Annotated in this window: 15 protein-coding genes and 1 pseudogene; 2 read left to right on the forward strand and 14 right to left on the reverse strand. The window is 58.7% G+C overall.

All coding sequences use genetic code 11. The features are described from left to right. Positions 1-173: 173 nt before the first annotated feature. From ybgF to IFT47_RS03405, 14 genes are all read right to left on the reverse strand, one after another. Positions 174-992 (reverse strand): tol-pal system protein YbgF, encoded by an 819-nt coding sequence (gene ybgF, locus IFT47_RS03340; RefSeq protein ID WP_192170861.1) that lies wholly within the window; start codon positions 990-992, stop codon positions 174-176. Between the two features lie 6 nt (positions 993-998). Beyond that, positions 999-1,502: a peptidoglycan-associated lipoprotein Pal gene (pal, locus tag IFT47_RS03345; protein WP_037014065.1), complete on the reverse strand. Its 504-nt coding sequence runs from the start codon at positions 1,500-1,502 to the stop codon at positions 999-1,001. A 53-nt stretch (positions 1,503-1,555) separates the two neighbouring features. Beyond that, on the reverse strand, positions 1,556-2,836 hold the full coding sequence (gene tolB, locus IFT47_RS03350) for a Tol-Pal system beta propeller repeat protein TolB (RefSeq protein WP_192171054.1): 1,281 nt from the start codon (positions 2,834-2,836) through the stop codon (positions 1,556-1,558). Between the two features lie 17 nt (positions 2,837-2,853). Further along, positions 2,854-3,945 (reverse strand): cell envelope integrity protein TolA, encoded by a 1,092-nt coding sequence (gene tolA, locus IFT47_RS03355; protein WP_192170860.1) that lies wholly within the window; start codon positions 3,943-3,945, stop codon positions 2,854-2,856. Beyond that, on the reverse strand, positions 3,945-4,409 hold the full coding sequence (gene tolR, locus IFT47_RS03360) for a protein TolR (protein ID WP_037014073.1): 465 nt from the start codon (positions 4,407-4,409) through the stop codon (positions 3,945-3,947). Before tolR ends, tolA begins: the two co-directional genes overlap by 1 nt. Positions 4,410-4,423: 14 nt before the next feature. Continuing rightward, positions 4,424-5,119, reverse strand: coding sequence for a protein TolQ (gene tolQ / locus IFT47_RS03365; protein WP_122537415.1), 696 nt, complete (start codon positions 5,117-5,119; stop codon positions 4,424-4,426). Then, on the reverse strand, positions 5,109-5,579 hold the full coding sequence (ybgC, locus tag IFT47_RS03370) for a tol-pal system-associated acyl-CoA thioesterase (RefSeq protein ID WP_074893268.1): 471 nt from the start codon (positions 5,577-5,579) through the stop codon (positions 5,109-5,111). Before ybgC ends, tolQ begins: the two co-directional genes overlap by 11 nt. 137 nt (positions 5,580-5,716) lie before the next feature. Continuing rightward, on the reverse strand, positions 5,717-6,772 hold the full coding sequence (ruvB, locus tag IFT47_RS03375; RefSeq protein ID WP_065989736.1) for a Holliday junction branch migration DNA helicase RuvB: 1,056 nt from the start codon (positions 6,770-6,772) through the stop codon (positions 5,717-5,719). Next, a complete protein-coding gene (gene ruvA / locus IFT47_RS03380; RefSeq protein WP_065989737.1) occupies positions 6,773-7,381 on the reverse strand; it encodes a Holliday junction branch migration protein RuvA in 609 nt (202 codons plus the stop codon). A 61-nt stretch (positions 7,382-7,442) separates the two neighbouring features. Next, entirely contained in the window at positions 7,443-7,967 is a 525-nt protein-coding gene (gene ruvC, locus IFT47_RS03385) for a crossover junction endodeoxyribonuclease RuvC (RefSeq protein WP_065989739.1), read from the reverse strand. 125 nt (positions 7,968-8,092) lie between these two features. Next, a complete protein-coding gene (locus IFT47_RS03390; protein ID WP_192170859.1) occupies positions 8,093-8,839 on the reverse strand; it encodes a YebC/PmpR family DNA-binding transcriptional regulator in 747 nt (248 codons plus the stop codon). A 149-nt stretch (positions 8,840-8,988) separates the two neighbouring features. Continuing rightward, entirely contained in the window at positions 8,989-10,764 is a 1,776-nt protein-coding gene (gene aspS / locus IFT47_RS03395; RefSeq protein ID WP_192170858.1) for an aspartate--tRNA ligase, read from the reverse strand. Positions 10,765-11,025: 261 nt separating this feature from the next. Further along, positions 11,026-11,373 (reverse strand): ribbon-helix-helix domain-containing protein, encoded by a 348-nt coding sequence (locus tag IFT47_RS03400; protein ID WP_192170857.1) that lies wholly within the window; start codon positions 11,371-11,373, stop codon positions 11,026-11,028. A gap of 437 nt (positions 11,374-11,810) precedes the next feature. After that, positions 11,811-12,284, reverse strand: coding sequence for a Dps family protein (locus IFT47_RS03405; protein ID WP_037014103.1), 474 nt, complete (start codon positions 12,282-12,284; stop codon positions 11,811-11,813). 424 nt (positions 12,285-12,708) lie between these two features. Here IFT47_RS03405 and IFT47_RS28045 point away from each other — a divergent pair. Beyond that, positions 12,709-12,984: pseudogene (locus IFT47_RS28045) on the forward strand (cold shock domain-containing protein membrane protein); the annotation flags it as partial. A gap of 108 nt (positions 12,985-13,092) precedes the next feature. Further along, positions 13,093-13,314, forward strand: a complete 222-nt coding sequence (locus tag IFT47_RS28050; RefSeq protein ID WP_004667445.1) for a cold shock domain-containing protein — start codon at positions 13,093-13,095, stop codon at positions 13,312-13,314. Positions 13,315-13,317 lie beyond the last annotated feature (3 nt).

Raw genomic sequence — 13,317 nt, forward strand, 5'->3', positions numbered from 1 at the left:
CACGGGCGTAACGGCTAAACAGGCCATCCGCCTCCGTCAGGCACTTCTGTACACCCTGCACACGCAGAATCCACAGAAGCGTAATCAATACCGGAATTTCGGGGGCGGAATTCTAACGAAGAAAGCCGCGCAATGCGCGGCTTTCTTGAATCAGCGGTCAGATTGACTGGCAATCAGAGACGCTGGAGGTCCCGCTGAGCCAACTGAGCGGCTGAAGTGCCTGGATACTGAGCAACGACTTGCTGAAGGATGCCCTTCACTTTATCGGTGTGGCCCAGGCGACGTTCCACGTCCGCCAGTTTGTACAGGGAATCAGGCACCTTGGCGTGCTTTGGGTAAAGCTGACTGACCTTTGCAAAGGCCTGACCGGCACCTTGCAGATCGCCCTTGGCCAGATTCACTTCGCCCAACCAGTATTGAGCATTGCCCGCGTACTGGCTGTTCGGGTATTTGCGCAGGAACGCCGCAAATGCCTGACTGGCCTTGTCGAAATCCTTCGCTTTGATCAAGTCGAAAGCAGCGTCGTAATAGAGCTTTTCTTTCGCTGGGTCACCGGGCTCGCTGCTGGCCTGTGGCGCTTGAGCGGCGGGTGACACGGGAGCTCCGCCGGCATTGGTACCGCCGTCGGAAGCAGAATTGTTGGCAGCTGATGGGGCCGATGCGCCGCCAGCTCCGATACGGGAGTCGAGATCTTTGTAGCGATCCAGCGCTTCCTGCTTCATCTGCTGGATGTCGTTTTGCTGGACTTCCACGATTCCGCGCAAGCGCGAAATTTCGTCCTGCATTTGCTGCAACTGCATGAACAGCTGACCTTGCGCCGAAGGTGCGGTCGTAGCCGCACCTCCGGCGTAGGCGCCAGACGTACCATAACCCGATGGCGGATAACTGCTACCAGCAGAGCCAGAGTTGTCATCGACCACAGGAACCGCACCCGTCGCTGCAAGAGGAAGGGTGAGAGCCAAAACGGTTAAAGCACGTCGGCACGTTCGCATGTCAAATTACTTACGCAGTTCGACGCGACGGTTTTGAGCCCACGATTGCTCGTCGTTACCGGTAGCAACTGGACGCTCTTCACCGTAGGAAACGATTTCCAGCTGAGCTGGCGAAACGCCCTGCAGAACCAGGTAACGTTGAACGGCTTTCGCACGACGCTCGCCCAGTGCCAGGTTGTATTCGCGAGTACCGCGTTCGTCAGTGTTACCTTCCAGAACTACGCGAGCGCCGTTGGCTTTCAGGTCTTTGGCGTGAACGTCCAGAGCGCGCATGGCCTCTGGTTTCAGGTCAGAGCTGTCGTATTCGAAGTAGAAAGTGGTGATAGCGCGCAGGGCAGCTTCTTCGCTCAGGCTGCCGTCAACAGCGCCAGAGTTAGCGCCGTAACCAGCGTTAGGATCTACAGCAGCGCCGCCAGCACCGGCATTGTCGCCGCCTTTGGACGAGCAACCTACAGCTACAGCCATGGCCAGAGCCAGCGCAGCAAATTTACCAAACTTCAGCATTTCCATCGTAAAACTCCTAATGAACCCCAAGTGTGTTAAGTACAACGTAAAGCGCCGCGTCAGTTCAGGTAAGGGGACCAGGAAGGTTCTCTGACTTCGCCTTGAGCGGTAGGAAGCGGGAGCCTTACGCGTCCATTAATGGACACGAGCATCAAGACTCCCCGGCCCTGCTGGCGGGTGGCGTAGATTACCATGGTGCCGTTAGGCGCAACAGTAGGCGACTCATCAAGGTTGCTGTCTGTGAGGATTTTTACGCTACCGCGCTGCAAATCCTGAGCTGCAACCTTGAAGTTGGTGAAGCCATCTTGACGATGGATCATCACCAGAGTCTTTTCATCCGCCGATAACTTAGGGTTGGCATTGTAGTTACCGATGAAAGTAACGCGCTCTGCCCCTCCGCCATTAATATTGGTTTTATAGATTTGTGGCTTGCCGCCGCGGTCAGACGTGAAGTAAATCGTGGAGCCGTCTTTACCGAAGAACGGTTCTGTATCAATGGAGGAATCGTTGGTCACTCGCGACAATTGACGCGAGGCCAGATTCATCACATAGATTTCCGGGTTGCCATCTTTCGACAACACCATCGCCAGCTTGCTGCCGTCCGGGGACCACGCAGGCGCGCCGTTCAGGCCTTCGAAGTTGGTGATTTGCTCGCGACGACCGGTGTCGATGTGCTGAACGAAGATGCGCGGGCGCTTCTGTTCAAACGACACATAGGCAATACGCTTGCCGTCCGGCGCAAAGCGTGGCGACAGGATCGGCTCACGGGATTGCAGCAGCGTCACCGCACGGGCGCCATCGTAGTCCGAACGCTGCAGCGTGTAGCGAGTGTTGTCAGTGGAGAAACGCTCAGCCGTCACGTACAGCATGCGGGTCGAAAACGCACCCTTGATGCCGGTCAGTTTCTCGAATGACTGGTCAGCGATGTAGTGCGACATGTCGCGCAGCTGGTCAGCGGTGCCCGATACGTTACCGGTGAGAACCTGTTGCTCGGTGGCGACGTTGAACAGCGCGTACTGGACCTGAAGGCGACCGCCCGAAGGAACGATGCTGCCGACCATGACGTACTGCGCACCCAGCGCTTTCCAGTCCCGGAAAATGACTTCGCTGGCCTGGCTCGGCTGGCTGATCATGTTTTCCTTTGGAATCGGCGAGTAATAGCCCGAATTCTGCAGGTCGTTGCCAATGATCTTGGCCATGTCTTCCGGCAGCACGCTGCCGCCCTGCAAACCAAACGGCACGACTGCGATAGGCGTGGCGCGGTCACTGCCGCTTGTTACCAGAATGTTCTTTTCGTCGGCAGCGGCGAAACCCGCTGCACAACACAGAACGACAAGCATTCCTCGAAGAAGGTTAATCACAAGGCTAGGTCCTCAGGTGTGAATGTCATCTTGAATGAACGGTAAGGTGCGAAGTCCGAAGGCTTCATCCCCTGCATCTCTGTCAAACGACCAATATTCTTGACCGCCGCTACTGCTGAACTGTCGAAAGGACCATCGCCGCTGGACTTGCTCACGCTGACCGAAGTCACGGTGCCGTCCGGCAACATGTTGATCTGCAAGACGACTGTCATGCCCTTGCGCGCAGAAGGTGGACGTGCCCAGCCTTCAGCCGCCCGAGAGCGAATCAAATCATCAAAGCTGCCGGCCACTTCGTCGCCACGTTCATCGGCCAGCGCCTGTTGGCGTTCCGGCTTGTCGGAAAGCAGGTCGGCCAGTGCTTGCGCCTTCTTGTCTTCCGCTGATTTACGGGCGGCGTCCTGAGCTTTCTTCTTCGCGTCCTCAGTCGCCTTCTTCTTGGCGTCCTCGGCCGCTTTCTTCTTCGCGTCTTCAGCAGCCTTTTTCTTGGCGTCGTCCGCAGCCTGCTTCTTCGCGTCCTCGGCAGCCTGTTTCTTGGCTTCCTCGGCGGCCGCACGCTTGGCGTCTTCCTCGGCTTTCTTCTTCGCGTCGTCTTCGGCTTTCTTCTTGGCTATATCAGCCAATTGTTTCTCTTCGGCGGTTTTCTTCGCGTCATCCGCTTTTTTGGCTTCGGCTTTCTTGGCGTCGTCCGCAGCTTTTTTAGCGTCGTCGGCTTTTTTGGCGTCGTCAGCTTTCTTCGCTTCCTCGGCCTTTTGTTCTTCGGCTTTTTGAGCGGCATCGGCTTTCTTTTGTTCCGCCGCCTTCACCGCCTCTTGCTCAACTTTTTTCTGCTCCATCTGCTCGACTTCGGTTTGTCGCGCAGCGGATTTCTTCGCCTCGCCGGCAAGCTTCTGGTTGGTCTGGGTGGTCGCCTGACTTTTTGATTTCAACTGATAGAGCGTGGCCTGAACGATGGGCCTGGCTTCAGGAAGCTCAGGCGTCATTGCGAAGCTGACGAACAACAAACCAAAAATCAGGACGTGCAGTCCCACCGCCCAGACGGACGGCCAGAAGTAGCTTTCCGAGGCGGACGGCTCTCGAATCGGCTGCATCAGGGGGCCTCGGTAATCAAACCAACGTTCCCGACCCCGGCCTTCTGCAACCCGCCCATCGTGCCCATAACGGCGCCGTAGTCGACCGTCTTGTCGCCACGGATGAACACTTGAGTCTGCTTGCCGGCGTCACGACCGGCGGCAATGATTTTGGTCACCGCGCTGGTCAGTTGCGGCAAGGTCATCGCCTTGTCCATTTGCTTGTCGGTGTCGACTTCGCTGCCAAGGTTCCAGTAGTAGGTCTTGTCAGCCTTGATCGAGATCGTCAGGACCTGATTGTTGTTGTCCTGCGGCAAAGCCTCGCTGGAGACCTTGGGCAGATCAACTTTCACGCCCTGGTTGATCATCGGAGCCGTCACCATGAAGATGACCAGCAGCACCAGCATCACGTCGATGTACGGCACCACGTTCATTTCGGCGACCGGCTTGCGCTTGTTGCGTCGGCCGCGAGCGATTAAAGCCATTGGGAAATACCTGCTTATTCTTCGCTGGTGTGCACTTTACGGTGCAGGATCGCCTGGAACTCGTCGGCGAATGTGTAGTAGCGACCGATCAGGTTCTCGCCACGAGCGGCGAAACGGTTGTAAGCGATGACCGCAGGGATCGCTGCGAACAGGCCGATGGCGGTGGCGATCAGTGCTTCGGCGATACCCGGTGCAACGGTGGCCAGAGTGGCTTGCTGCGCAGTGGCCAGGCCGCGGAAGGAGTTCATGATCCCCCAGACGGTACCGAACAGACCGATGTACGGACTGGTCGAACCCACGGTTGCCAGGAATGGCAGGCTCTGCTCGAGTTTTTCTTCTTCACGGGAGATCGCGACGCGCATGGCACGTGCAACACCTTCCATGACCGCGTCCGGATCAACGCCTGCCTGCTGACGCAGACGGGAGAATTCCTTGAAGCCCGCGCGGAAGATCTGCTCTACGCCGGAATCCGGGTCCGGGTTGCTGCCGGCCTGACGGTAGAGCTTGGACAGATCGATGCCTGACCAGAAGCGCTCCTCGAAGCTGTCCAGAGCCTTGCGCCCGGCGCGCAGCATGGCGCTGCGCTGAAAAATCATGATCCACGAGGTGACCGAGGCGGCCACCAGGATCAGCATCACCAACTGCACAACCACGCTGGCATTGCTGACCAAACTCCACATGGAGGAATGGTCGACGACGTTAGCTTCCACGCTGTATCTCCTGCTCTGAATGTGTACCCGCGCCGCCCTGCCCGGCAAAGGCCGTGCGCAGAGCTTCGGGAATGGCCCGGGGTTTCAAACTGTCGGCGCGCACACACGCCACCAAAAACTGCCCTTCGCAGAGCAGCACATCATCCGCAGCCCGCCTGACCTGTTGCTGAAAACGCAGGCTGGCGCGGTTCAATTCGATTACTTCGGCGCTGATCAGCAGCTCGTCGTCCAGCCGCGCGGGCTTATGGTACCGAGCCTCGCTTGAATGCACGACGAACAACAGGTTCTCGATACCCGCCATTGCGGATTGGGCAAAGCCCAGTTCCCGCAGTCGCTCGGTTCGAGCCCGCTCCATGAATTTCAGGTAATTGACGTAGTAAACGATGCCGCCGGCATCGGTGTCCTCGTAATAAACGCGACAACGATGTGCGAACGACTGAGCCCCGTTTTGCGCGCGCATACTCTAGTGCTTACTCCTCAGGTTGCCAATCCGGCCAGGCAACTGTTTTTCATCGTTTTTACTGCCCGCAATGCATCACTTTGCGGTGACTGCCCGTCAGACCATCAAACACCCGAATAAATCGGTTGATCGTGCATTTATTCGTCAGGGTCTTCGACCGGTTCATCCATCACCGCCCGGTCGCCCATCCGCGAGGGGATGTTCAGACCGAAGTGCAGATACGCATGCCGCGTGACCATGCGGCCGCGAGGTGTGCGCATCATATAGCCTTGCTGAATCAAATAGGGCTCCAGCACGTCCTCAATTGTGTGTCGCTCTTCGCTGATGGCCGCCGCGAGGTTATCCACCCCGACCGGCCCGCCATCGAACTTCTCGATCATCGTCAGCAGCAAGCGTCGATCCTGATGATCGAAACCGCGTTCGTCGACGTCCAGCAGGTTAAGCGCAAGATCCGCAATCGCCTTGGTGATCTCGCCCTTGGCGCGCACCTCGGCGAAATCCCGCACCCGACGCAGCAGCCGGTTGGCGATCCGTGGCGTTCCCCGTGCACGACGGGCAATCTCGAATGCGCCTTCGTCCTCGATGTACAGACCGAGAATTTTCGCCGAGCGCGACACGATCGTGGCCAGATCCGCAGTGCTGTAGAACTCAAGACGCTGCACGATACCAAATCGGTCACGCAGCGGATTGGTCAGCATGCCCGCGCGGGTTGTCGCACCCACCAGCGTGAACGGCGGCAGATCGAGCTTGATGGAGCGCGCCGCAGGGCCTTCACCGATCATGATGTCCAGCTGGAAATCTTCCATCGCCGGGTACAGTACTTCCTCGACGATGGGTGACAGACGGTGGATTTCATCGATGAACAGCACGTCGTGGGGCTCAAGATTGGTGAGAATCGCCGCAAGATCTCCCGGCCGTTCGAGCACAGGGCCCGAGGTGCTCTTGATCGAAACGCCCATTTCCTGCGCGATGATATGCGCCAGTGTGGTTTTACCCAGGCCCGGCGGACCAAAGATCAGCGTGTGGTCCAGCGCTTCACTGCGGCCGCGCGCCGCCTGAATGAACAGCTCCATCTGCTCACGCACGGTGGGCTGACCAATGTAGTCGGCCAGGCTCAGCGGCCGGATCGCACGGTCCAGTTGCTCGTCACGGTCACGCCCGGTGGCGGCGATCAGACGGTCGGCATCTATCACTTACAGCATCCCCTTCAGTGCGCGGCGAATGAGGTCTTCGCTGCTGAGATTCTTGTCCTTGATCGCGGTCACTGCCTTGCTCGCTTCCTGGGGCTTGTAGCCCAGGGAAATCAAAGCGCTGACGGCATCCGACTCCGCCGTCGCCACGGCCATCGGCGCGCCCGGCCCGTCCGATACCAGCGCGAAGGTGCCCGGCAACGAATCCCACGCCTTGAAGCGATCCTTCAGCTCGACCAGCAAACGCTCGGCGGTCTTCTTGCCAACGCCCGGGACTCGGGTCAGCGCGGAGGTATCCTGCGCCTGGACACAGCGCACCAACTCGTCCACTTCCAGTGTCGACATCAGGGCCAGGGCCAGTTTCGGCCCGACCCCATTCAGACGAATCAGCTCGCGGAACATCTCGCGATCACGCTTCTCGTAGAAACCGAACAGCAGGTGCGCGTCTTCACGAACCACCAGATGAATATGCAGTGTCACGGTTTCGCCCAGATGAGGCAGGCGATAAAGCGTGGTCATGGGCACTTCGACTTCGTAACCCACGCCGTTGACATCCAGTACCAGATGCGGCGGCTGCTTCTCGACCAACGTACCGCGTAGACGTCCAATCACGAATCAAATCCTTTCCAGAGGCCCGTTGCTGCGACGGGCCGTGCTAACGCAAATAATGCCATCAGAGCCGCAGACGACCGCCACGACTGCGCGCGGTATTGAGGCCGTGAGGGATGAGGCTGGATCGGGTATGTGCGTGACACATGGCAATTGCCAGTGCATCCGACGCATCCACCTGGGGTTTGGTGGTCAGCTTAAGCAGATGCATGACCATCATCATCACCTGATCCTTGTTGGCGCCTCCCGTCCCTGCGACGGCCTGCTTGACCTGGGTCGCGGTGTACTCGGCGATCTCCAGGCCTTCTTCGGCGCCTGCAACGATCGCGGCACCCCGGGCCTGGCCCAGCTTCAAGGCCGAGTCCGGGTTGCGCGCCATAAACACCTTTTCGATGCCCATGGTCACGGGACCGTACGTCTGAATGACCTCGCGTACGCCGCGGTACACAATCTGCAGCCGCTCATGGAGCAAGCCTGTGCCCGTGCGAATGCAGCCCGAGGCCACGTACTCGCAGCCGCGCCCGGTATCACGCACCACGCCAAACCCGGTAATTCGTGAACCGGGGTCGATACCTAAAATAAGAGTCATAACGCCTGCAGCTTGAGAGGTAACGCGAACAATTGGACGCAGCATAAAGGCAGAAGCCGGAGGCCGATAGCGTTGATCATCAACGCTTCGTGCGCTCCGGCCTCAAGTTCCGAACGGGCAAAGGATCAGCCGAGCTGCTCCAGCACCTCGTCCGGGATTTCGGCGTTGGAATAGACGTTCTGCACGTCATCCAGGTCTTCCAGCATATCGATCAGCTTGAGGACCTTTTCCGCCATGTCCAGATCGAGCACCGCACTGGTGGTCGGCTGCATCACAATCTCCGCATCGGCGGGCATGAAACCAGCGGCTTCCAGGGCGTTGCGCACGGCATAGAAACTGGAGAACGACGTGAATACGTCAATGGAGCCGTCTTCGTGGGTGACCACGTCGTCAGCATCCGCTTCCATGGCAGCTTCCATCAGCGCGTCTTCGTCAACGCCCGGTGCAAAGGAGATCTGCCCCTTGCGTTCGAACAGATAGGACACCGAACCGTCAGTCCCCAGGTTGCCACCGCATTTGCTGAACGCATGGCGCACTGCCGCAGCGGTCCGGTTGCGGTTGTCGGTCATGGTTTCGACCATCACCGCAACGCCACCCGGGCCGTAGCCTTCATAACCCAGTTCAACCATGTCATCGGCATCGGCAGCCCCGGCACCGCGAGCGATGGCGCGGTCGATGATGTCGCGACTCATGTTCGCGCCAAGGGCCTTGTCCTGGGCCAGACGCAGACGCGGGTTCGACGCCGGATCACCTCCGCCCTGACGGGCAGCGACGGTCAGTTCGCGGATCCACTTGGTGAAGATCTTGCCTTTCTTGGCATCCTGACGCTCTTTGCGGTGCTTGATGTTCGCCCACTTGGAATGACCAGCCATAACACGCTCCAAACCTTGAAACACGCACGCCCGCGCTTGATCGCTCAAACGCAGACGCTTCACTCGAATCTGTGCCCGGTATGGGCGGGGACCAGGGCGGACCGAATCGTCAGTCCGCCGAGCCCCATGTTCTACAAGACCTACACGGCTTACTCAGCCTTCGGCGTCTCGCGCAGGCGGATGTGCAGCTCGCGCAGTGCCTTGGCATCAACCACGCCCGGTGCCTGGGTCATCACGTCCGCAGCGCTCTGGGTTTTCGGGAAGGCAATGACTTCACGAATGGACTGAGCACCGGTCATCAGCATGACCAGACGATCCAGACCGAACGCCAGGCCACCGTGGGGCGGCGCGCCGTACTTCAGTGCGTCGAGCAGGAAGCCGAACTTCTCTTGCTGTTCGTCTTCGGAAATACCCAACAGACGGAACACGGCCTGCTGCATTTCCTTGCGGTGGATACGGATCGAACCGCCACCCAGCTCAGTGCCGTTCAGCACCATGTCGTACGCGCGGGACAGCGCGGTCGCAGGGTTGGCCTCAAGCTCTTCAGGCGAGCATTTCGGCGCGGTGAACGGGTGGTGCAGCGCAGAGAAGCTGCCGTCGTCGTTTTCTTCGAACATCGGGAAGTCGACGACCCACATCGGCGCCCATTCACAGGTGAGCAGGTTCAGGTCGTGGCCCAGCTTGATGCGCAAGGCGCCCAATGCTTCGCTGACAATTTTGAATTTGTCGGCGCCGAAGAACACGATGTCGCCGTCCACTGCACCCACGCGATCAAGGATCACGTTGAGGTTGGCTTCAGGGATGTTCTTGACGATCGGCGACTGCAGGCCTTCGACGCCTTTGGCGCGCTCGTTGACCTTGATGTAGGCCAGACCTTTGGCGCCGTAGATACCGACGAATTTGGTGTAGTCGTCGATCTTGCTACGCGGCATGCTCGCACCGCCGGGAACGCGCAGCGCCGTGACACGGCACTTCGGATCGTTGGCCGGACCGCTGAACACTTTGAAATCCACGGCCTGAAGCTGATCGGCAACGTCAACCAGCTCAAGCGGATTACGCAGGTCTGGCTTGTCGGAACCGTAGCGACGCATGGCTTCTTCGAAGGTCATGTGCGGGAAGTCAGCGAACTCCACACCCAGCACTTCCTTGAAGAGCTTGCGGACCATGGTCTCGGTGATGCCCATGATGTCGGCTTCGTTGAGGAAGCTGGTCTCGATGTCGATCTGAGTGAATTCAGGCTGACGATCGGCACGCAGGTCTTCGTCGCGGAAGCACTTGGCGATTTGGTAGTAACGGTCGAAACCGGCAACCATCAGCAGCTGTTTGAACAGCTGAGGCGATTGCGGCAGGGCAAAAAAGCTGCCTGGGTGGGTACGGCTTGGTACCAGGTAATCACGGGCGCCTTCCGGCGTGGCGCGGGTGAGGATCGGCGTCTCGACATCAAGGAAGCCGTTGCCGTCCAGGAAGCCACGGATGCTGGAAGTGATGCGCGAGCGAAGGCGCAGCTTTTCAGCCATCTCCGGACGACGCAGGTCGATGAAGCGATAACGCAGGCGGGTTTCTTCACCGACGTCGGAGTACTCGTTGAGCGGGAACGGCGGGGTTTCCGACTCGTTGAGCACTTCCAGCTCATAGCCCAGCACTTCGATCGCGCCCGACGCCATGTTCGGGTTGACGGCGCCGGCAGGACGCGCACGCACTTTACCGGTCAGCTTGACCACGTATTCGCTGCGAACGCGGTCGGCGATGGCGAAGGTGTCAGCACGATCCGGATCGAAAACCACCTGGGCCAGACCTTCACGATCGCGAATATCGAGGAAAATCACCCCCCCGTGGTCGCGACGGCGATGGACCCATCCGCAAAGGGTAATTTCCTGACCTTCCAGGCTCTCGTTCAGTTGGCCGCAATAATGGCTGCGCATCATGATCGTGTGTTCACTTCTCGTAATTCGGAATTCGATGGAGCTTTCGCCCGTCGCCGGTGCAAGGGTGCGCAAGCTTTGGCATGCAGTCCAACCTGACGGTCAATCCTGCCTCCCACAGTAAGGCGGGGGATTATATAGGGATAATCATCGCTGTGCAGCCGCCCAGCCCGATACAGGGCAAGAAGATGTCGGCACACGGCGTGGATACCGCAGTGCCGCCAGGGAATGCAGGCCCGCCGCAACGGGCCCGCTGAAATCAGGTCAGGTCGGCGACGGCGTCAGCCGCAGGCCCTCGGCACTCAAGACGTGCGCCACGCACACGACGCGGATCAGCCCGCTGAAATTCTTGACGCCGCCGTAACGCAGGTGAACCTCGCGATCGACGTAGGACAGCACGGCGTTGATGGAGCAATCGTTGAATCGTGCCATTTCGGACAGAATATTCCAGTACACCTCCTCAAGTCGCAGGCATGTGGCCAGCCCATTGAGCCTCACCGACCTGGAGTGCGGCTGGGCCAGGCTCATGTTGAAATTTTCGATAAACGGGTCGCCCCGGGCGTTCAGACACTGGGTCGGCTCCCATCCCTCTCGGGCAATATTCAGGTTCATGCAGGTCCCCCTCGTTGCGATTACGGATATGGCATCGGCACCTTCGCAATCAGTTGAAAAGAGGTGTCTATCAAGCCGTATTCCAAAGGGCGCAACCAGCAGAAGGAGCACTCTGAACCTGTAGGAGATCACCACGCTGCAGGGGTGATTTTCGAGAGTCGGCAAACGACTCAGACCCGATCCTAATCGGGGTGTTAAATATGTATTTTTCGCTGGTTTATTTCTTCCCGCGCACCTGATTGCGGACGCCAGCGTGACTCGGGAAAAGAGGGCGAACGCGTTTCACAGGTGAGCGTTGTGAGCTAAAGGATTTCACACAGAGGGTGGATCAGGAGGGGATTGTCGCGCGCGGCGGGTGAAAGCAGTGGGGAGCGGGCACCCGTTACGTTGCCCGCACCTGTATTGCGTTGATCAGCTGTGGATGACTGAGCTTCTGATTATTGGGTTTCCAGCATCGAGCGCAGCATCCAGGCCGTTTTCTCATGCACTTGCATGCGCTGGGTCAGCAAGTCCGCCGTTGGCTCGTCGCTTACTTTGTCCAGCAACGGGAAAATGCCACGGGCCGTACGGGTGACTGCTTCCTGCCCCTGAACCAGCGAACGAATCATGTCCTCGGCAGCGGGTACGCCCTCTTCTTCCTTGATCGACGACAAGCGTGCATAGGTCGAATAGGTGCCCGGCGCCGGGAAGCCCAGTGCGCGGATACGTTCGGCGATTTGATCCACCGCCAGCGCCAGTTCGTTGTATTGCTCTTCAAACATCAGGTGCAGGGTACGAAAAGCCGGGCCAGTCACGTTCCAGTGAAAGTTATGGGTTTTCAGATACAACACGTAGGTGTCTGCCAGCAGGCGGGAAAGACCGTCCACGATGGACTTGCGATCTTCTTCGCTGATGCCGATATCGATTGCCATGTTCAGCCCTCTTCAATGATGGTTTTTTTAAAACGACTGCCGACCACTCTACCAAGACCATGGACCCTGCGCAGCCATCTGTCGGGATTAGTTCAGTCACGGGGCCGCAGTCAGGCCCGCTTCCTTTAATAGCAACGATCAGCGTAACGGTTTGTTTAGCCCGGCCGCTCTGGAACGAGCCTCTTGCCAGAATCGAAAAAAACCGACATACCGCCACTATCACCCGCGAACACATGCGCTAAGCACTTGATTTGAGTAGCTCTCGGCTTTGCTGTTAAATACAGACGCGCTGCCGCCAAAGTGCCGTCCGGCGGCAGTGCGTAGGCGGGACCGACACTCGTGCATCACGCCTCCCTTTTCTCCCGAAGCGTACCGAAGGTCACCCGCTATTTCCTTGTGATCCATCTTAATGTGAGTCATCGAAATGTTGAAAATAGTCCACCTGCTAACGGGCGCAGCTGCCCTGCTGCTGTCTTTCATCCCTAGCCTGCGTAGTGAAGCGCTGTCTTCTTACCTGTCCCAACCGGATGCGCTGTACTTGGCGCTCTTCGGCCTCATCAACCTGGTGCTTGCGCCAGTGATTCCTTACTGGAACAAAGGTCCACGTCATCAACTGCAAAACCTGGTCAGCGGCTTGCTCGTGCTGGCTGTCGTGCTTCAAATCCTCACGCTGGTCGTTCCACTGGAAACCATTGCCGGCCAGCCAGCCGTCCTGGTCAGCCTGCTCGCCGTCGTTATTGCCGTGGCGTTGCACCTGGCGGTCAGCTTCTACCGTTCCTCTCCTGCGCCTGCCGCACAGTCCCAGGATCTGGGCAACCGCGATACAGGTACGGTGAAGTGGTTCAACACCTCCAAAGGCTTCGGATTCATTTCCCGTGATTCGGGCGACGATATCTTCGTGCACTTTCGCGCCATTCGCGGAGAAGGCCACCGCGTTCTGGTCGAAGGCCAGCGCGTCGAGTTTTCGGTGATGAACCGCGACAAAGGCCTGCAAGCGGAAGACGTCATCGCTGCGCTTCCGCGCCGCTAACGT

Source organism: Pseudomonas sp. CFBP 13711, from assembly GCF_014842265.1.
Lineage (GTDB): Bacteria > Pseudomonadota > Gammaproteobacteria > Pseudomonadales > Pseudomonadaceae > Aquipseudomonas.

Excerpts from the sequence above, each read along its gene's own strand:
- ybgF (WP_192170861.1), bottom strand. The coding sequence starts at position 992 with ATGCGAACGTGCCGACGTGCTTTAACCGTTTTGGCTCTCACCCTTCCT.
- pal (WP_037014065.1), bottom strand. The coding sequence starts at position 1,502 with ATGGAAATGCTGAAGTTTGGTAAATTTGCTGCGCTGGCTCTGGCCATG.
- tolB (WP_192171054.1), bottom strand. The coding sequence starts at position 2,836 with ATGCTTGTCGTTCTGTGTTGTGCAGCGGGTTTCGCCGCTGCCGACGAA.
- tolA (WP_192170860.1), bottom strand. The coding sequence starts at position 3,945 with ATGCAGCCGATTCGAGAGCCGTCCGCCTCGGAAAGCTACTTCTGGCCG.
- tolR (WP_037014073.1), bottom strand. The coding sequence starts at position 4,409 with ATGGCTTTAATCGCTCGCGGCCGACGCAACAAGCGCAAGCCGGTCGCC.
- ybgC (WP_074893268.1), bottom strand. The coding sequence starts at position 5,579 with ATGCGCGCGCAAAACGGGGCTCAGTCGTTCGCACATCGTTGTCGCGTT.
- ruvC (WP_065989739.1), bottom strand. The coding sequence starts at position 7,967 with ATGACTCTTATTTTAGGTATCGACCCCGGTTCACGAATTACCGGGTTT.
- IFT47_RS03390 (WP_192170859.1), bottom strand. The coding sequence starts at position 8,839 with ATGGCTGGTCATTCCAAGTGGGCGAACATCAAGCACCGCAAAGAGCGT.
- aspS (WP_192170858.1), bottom strand. The coding sequence starts at position 10,764 with ATGATGCGCAGCCATTATTGCGGCCAACTGAACGAGAGCCTGGAAGGT.
- IFT47_RS03400 (WP_192170857.1), bottom strand. The coding sequence starts at position 11,373 with ATGAACCTGAATATTGCCCGAGAGGGATGGGAGCCGACCCAGTGTCTG.
- IFT47_RS03405 (WP_037014103.1), bottom strand. The coding sequence starts at position 12,284 with ATGGCAATCGATATCGGCATCAGCGAAGAAGATCGCAAGTCCATCGTG.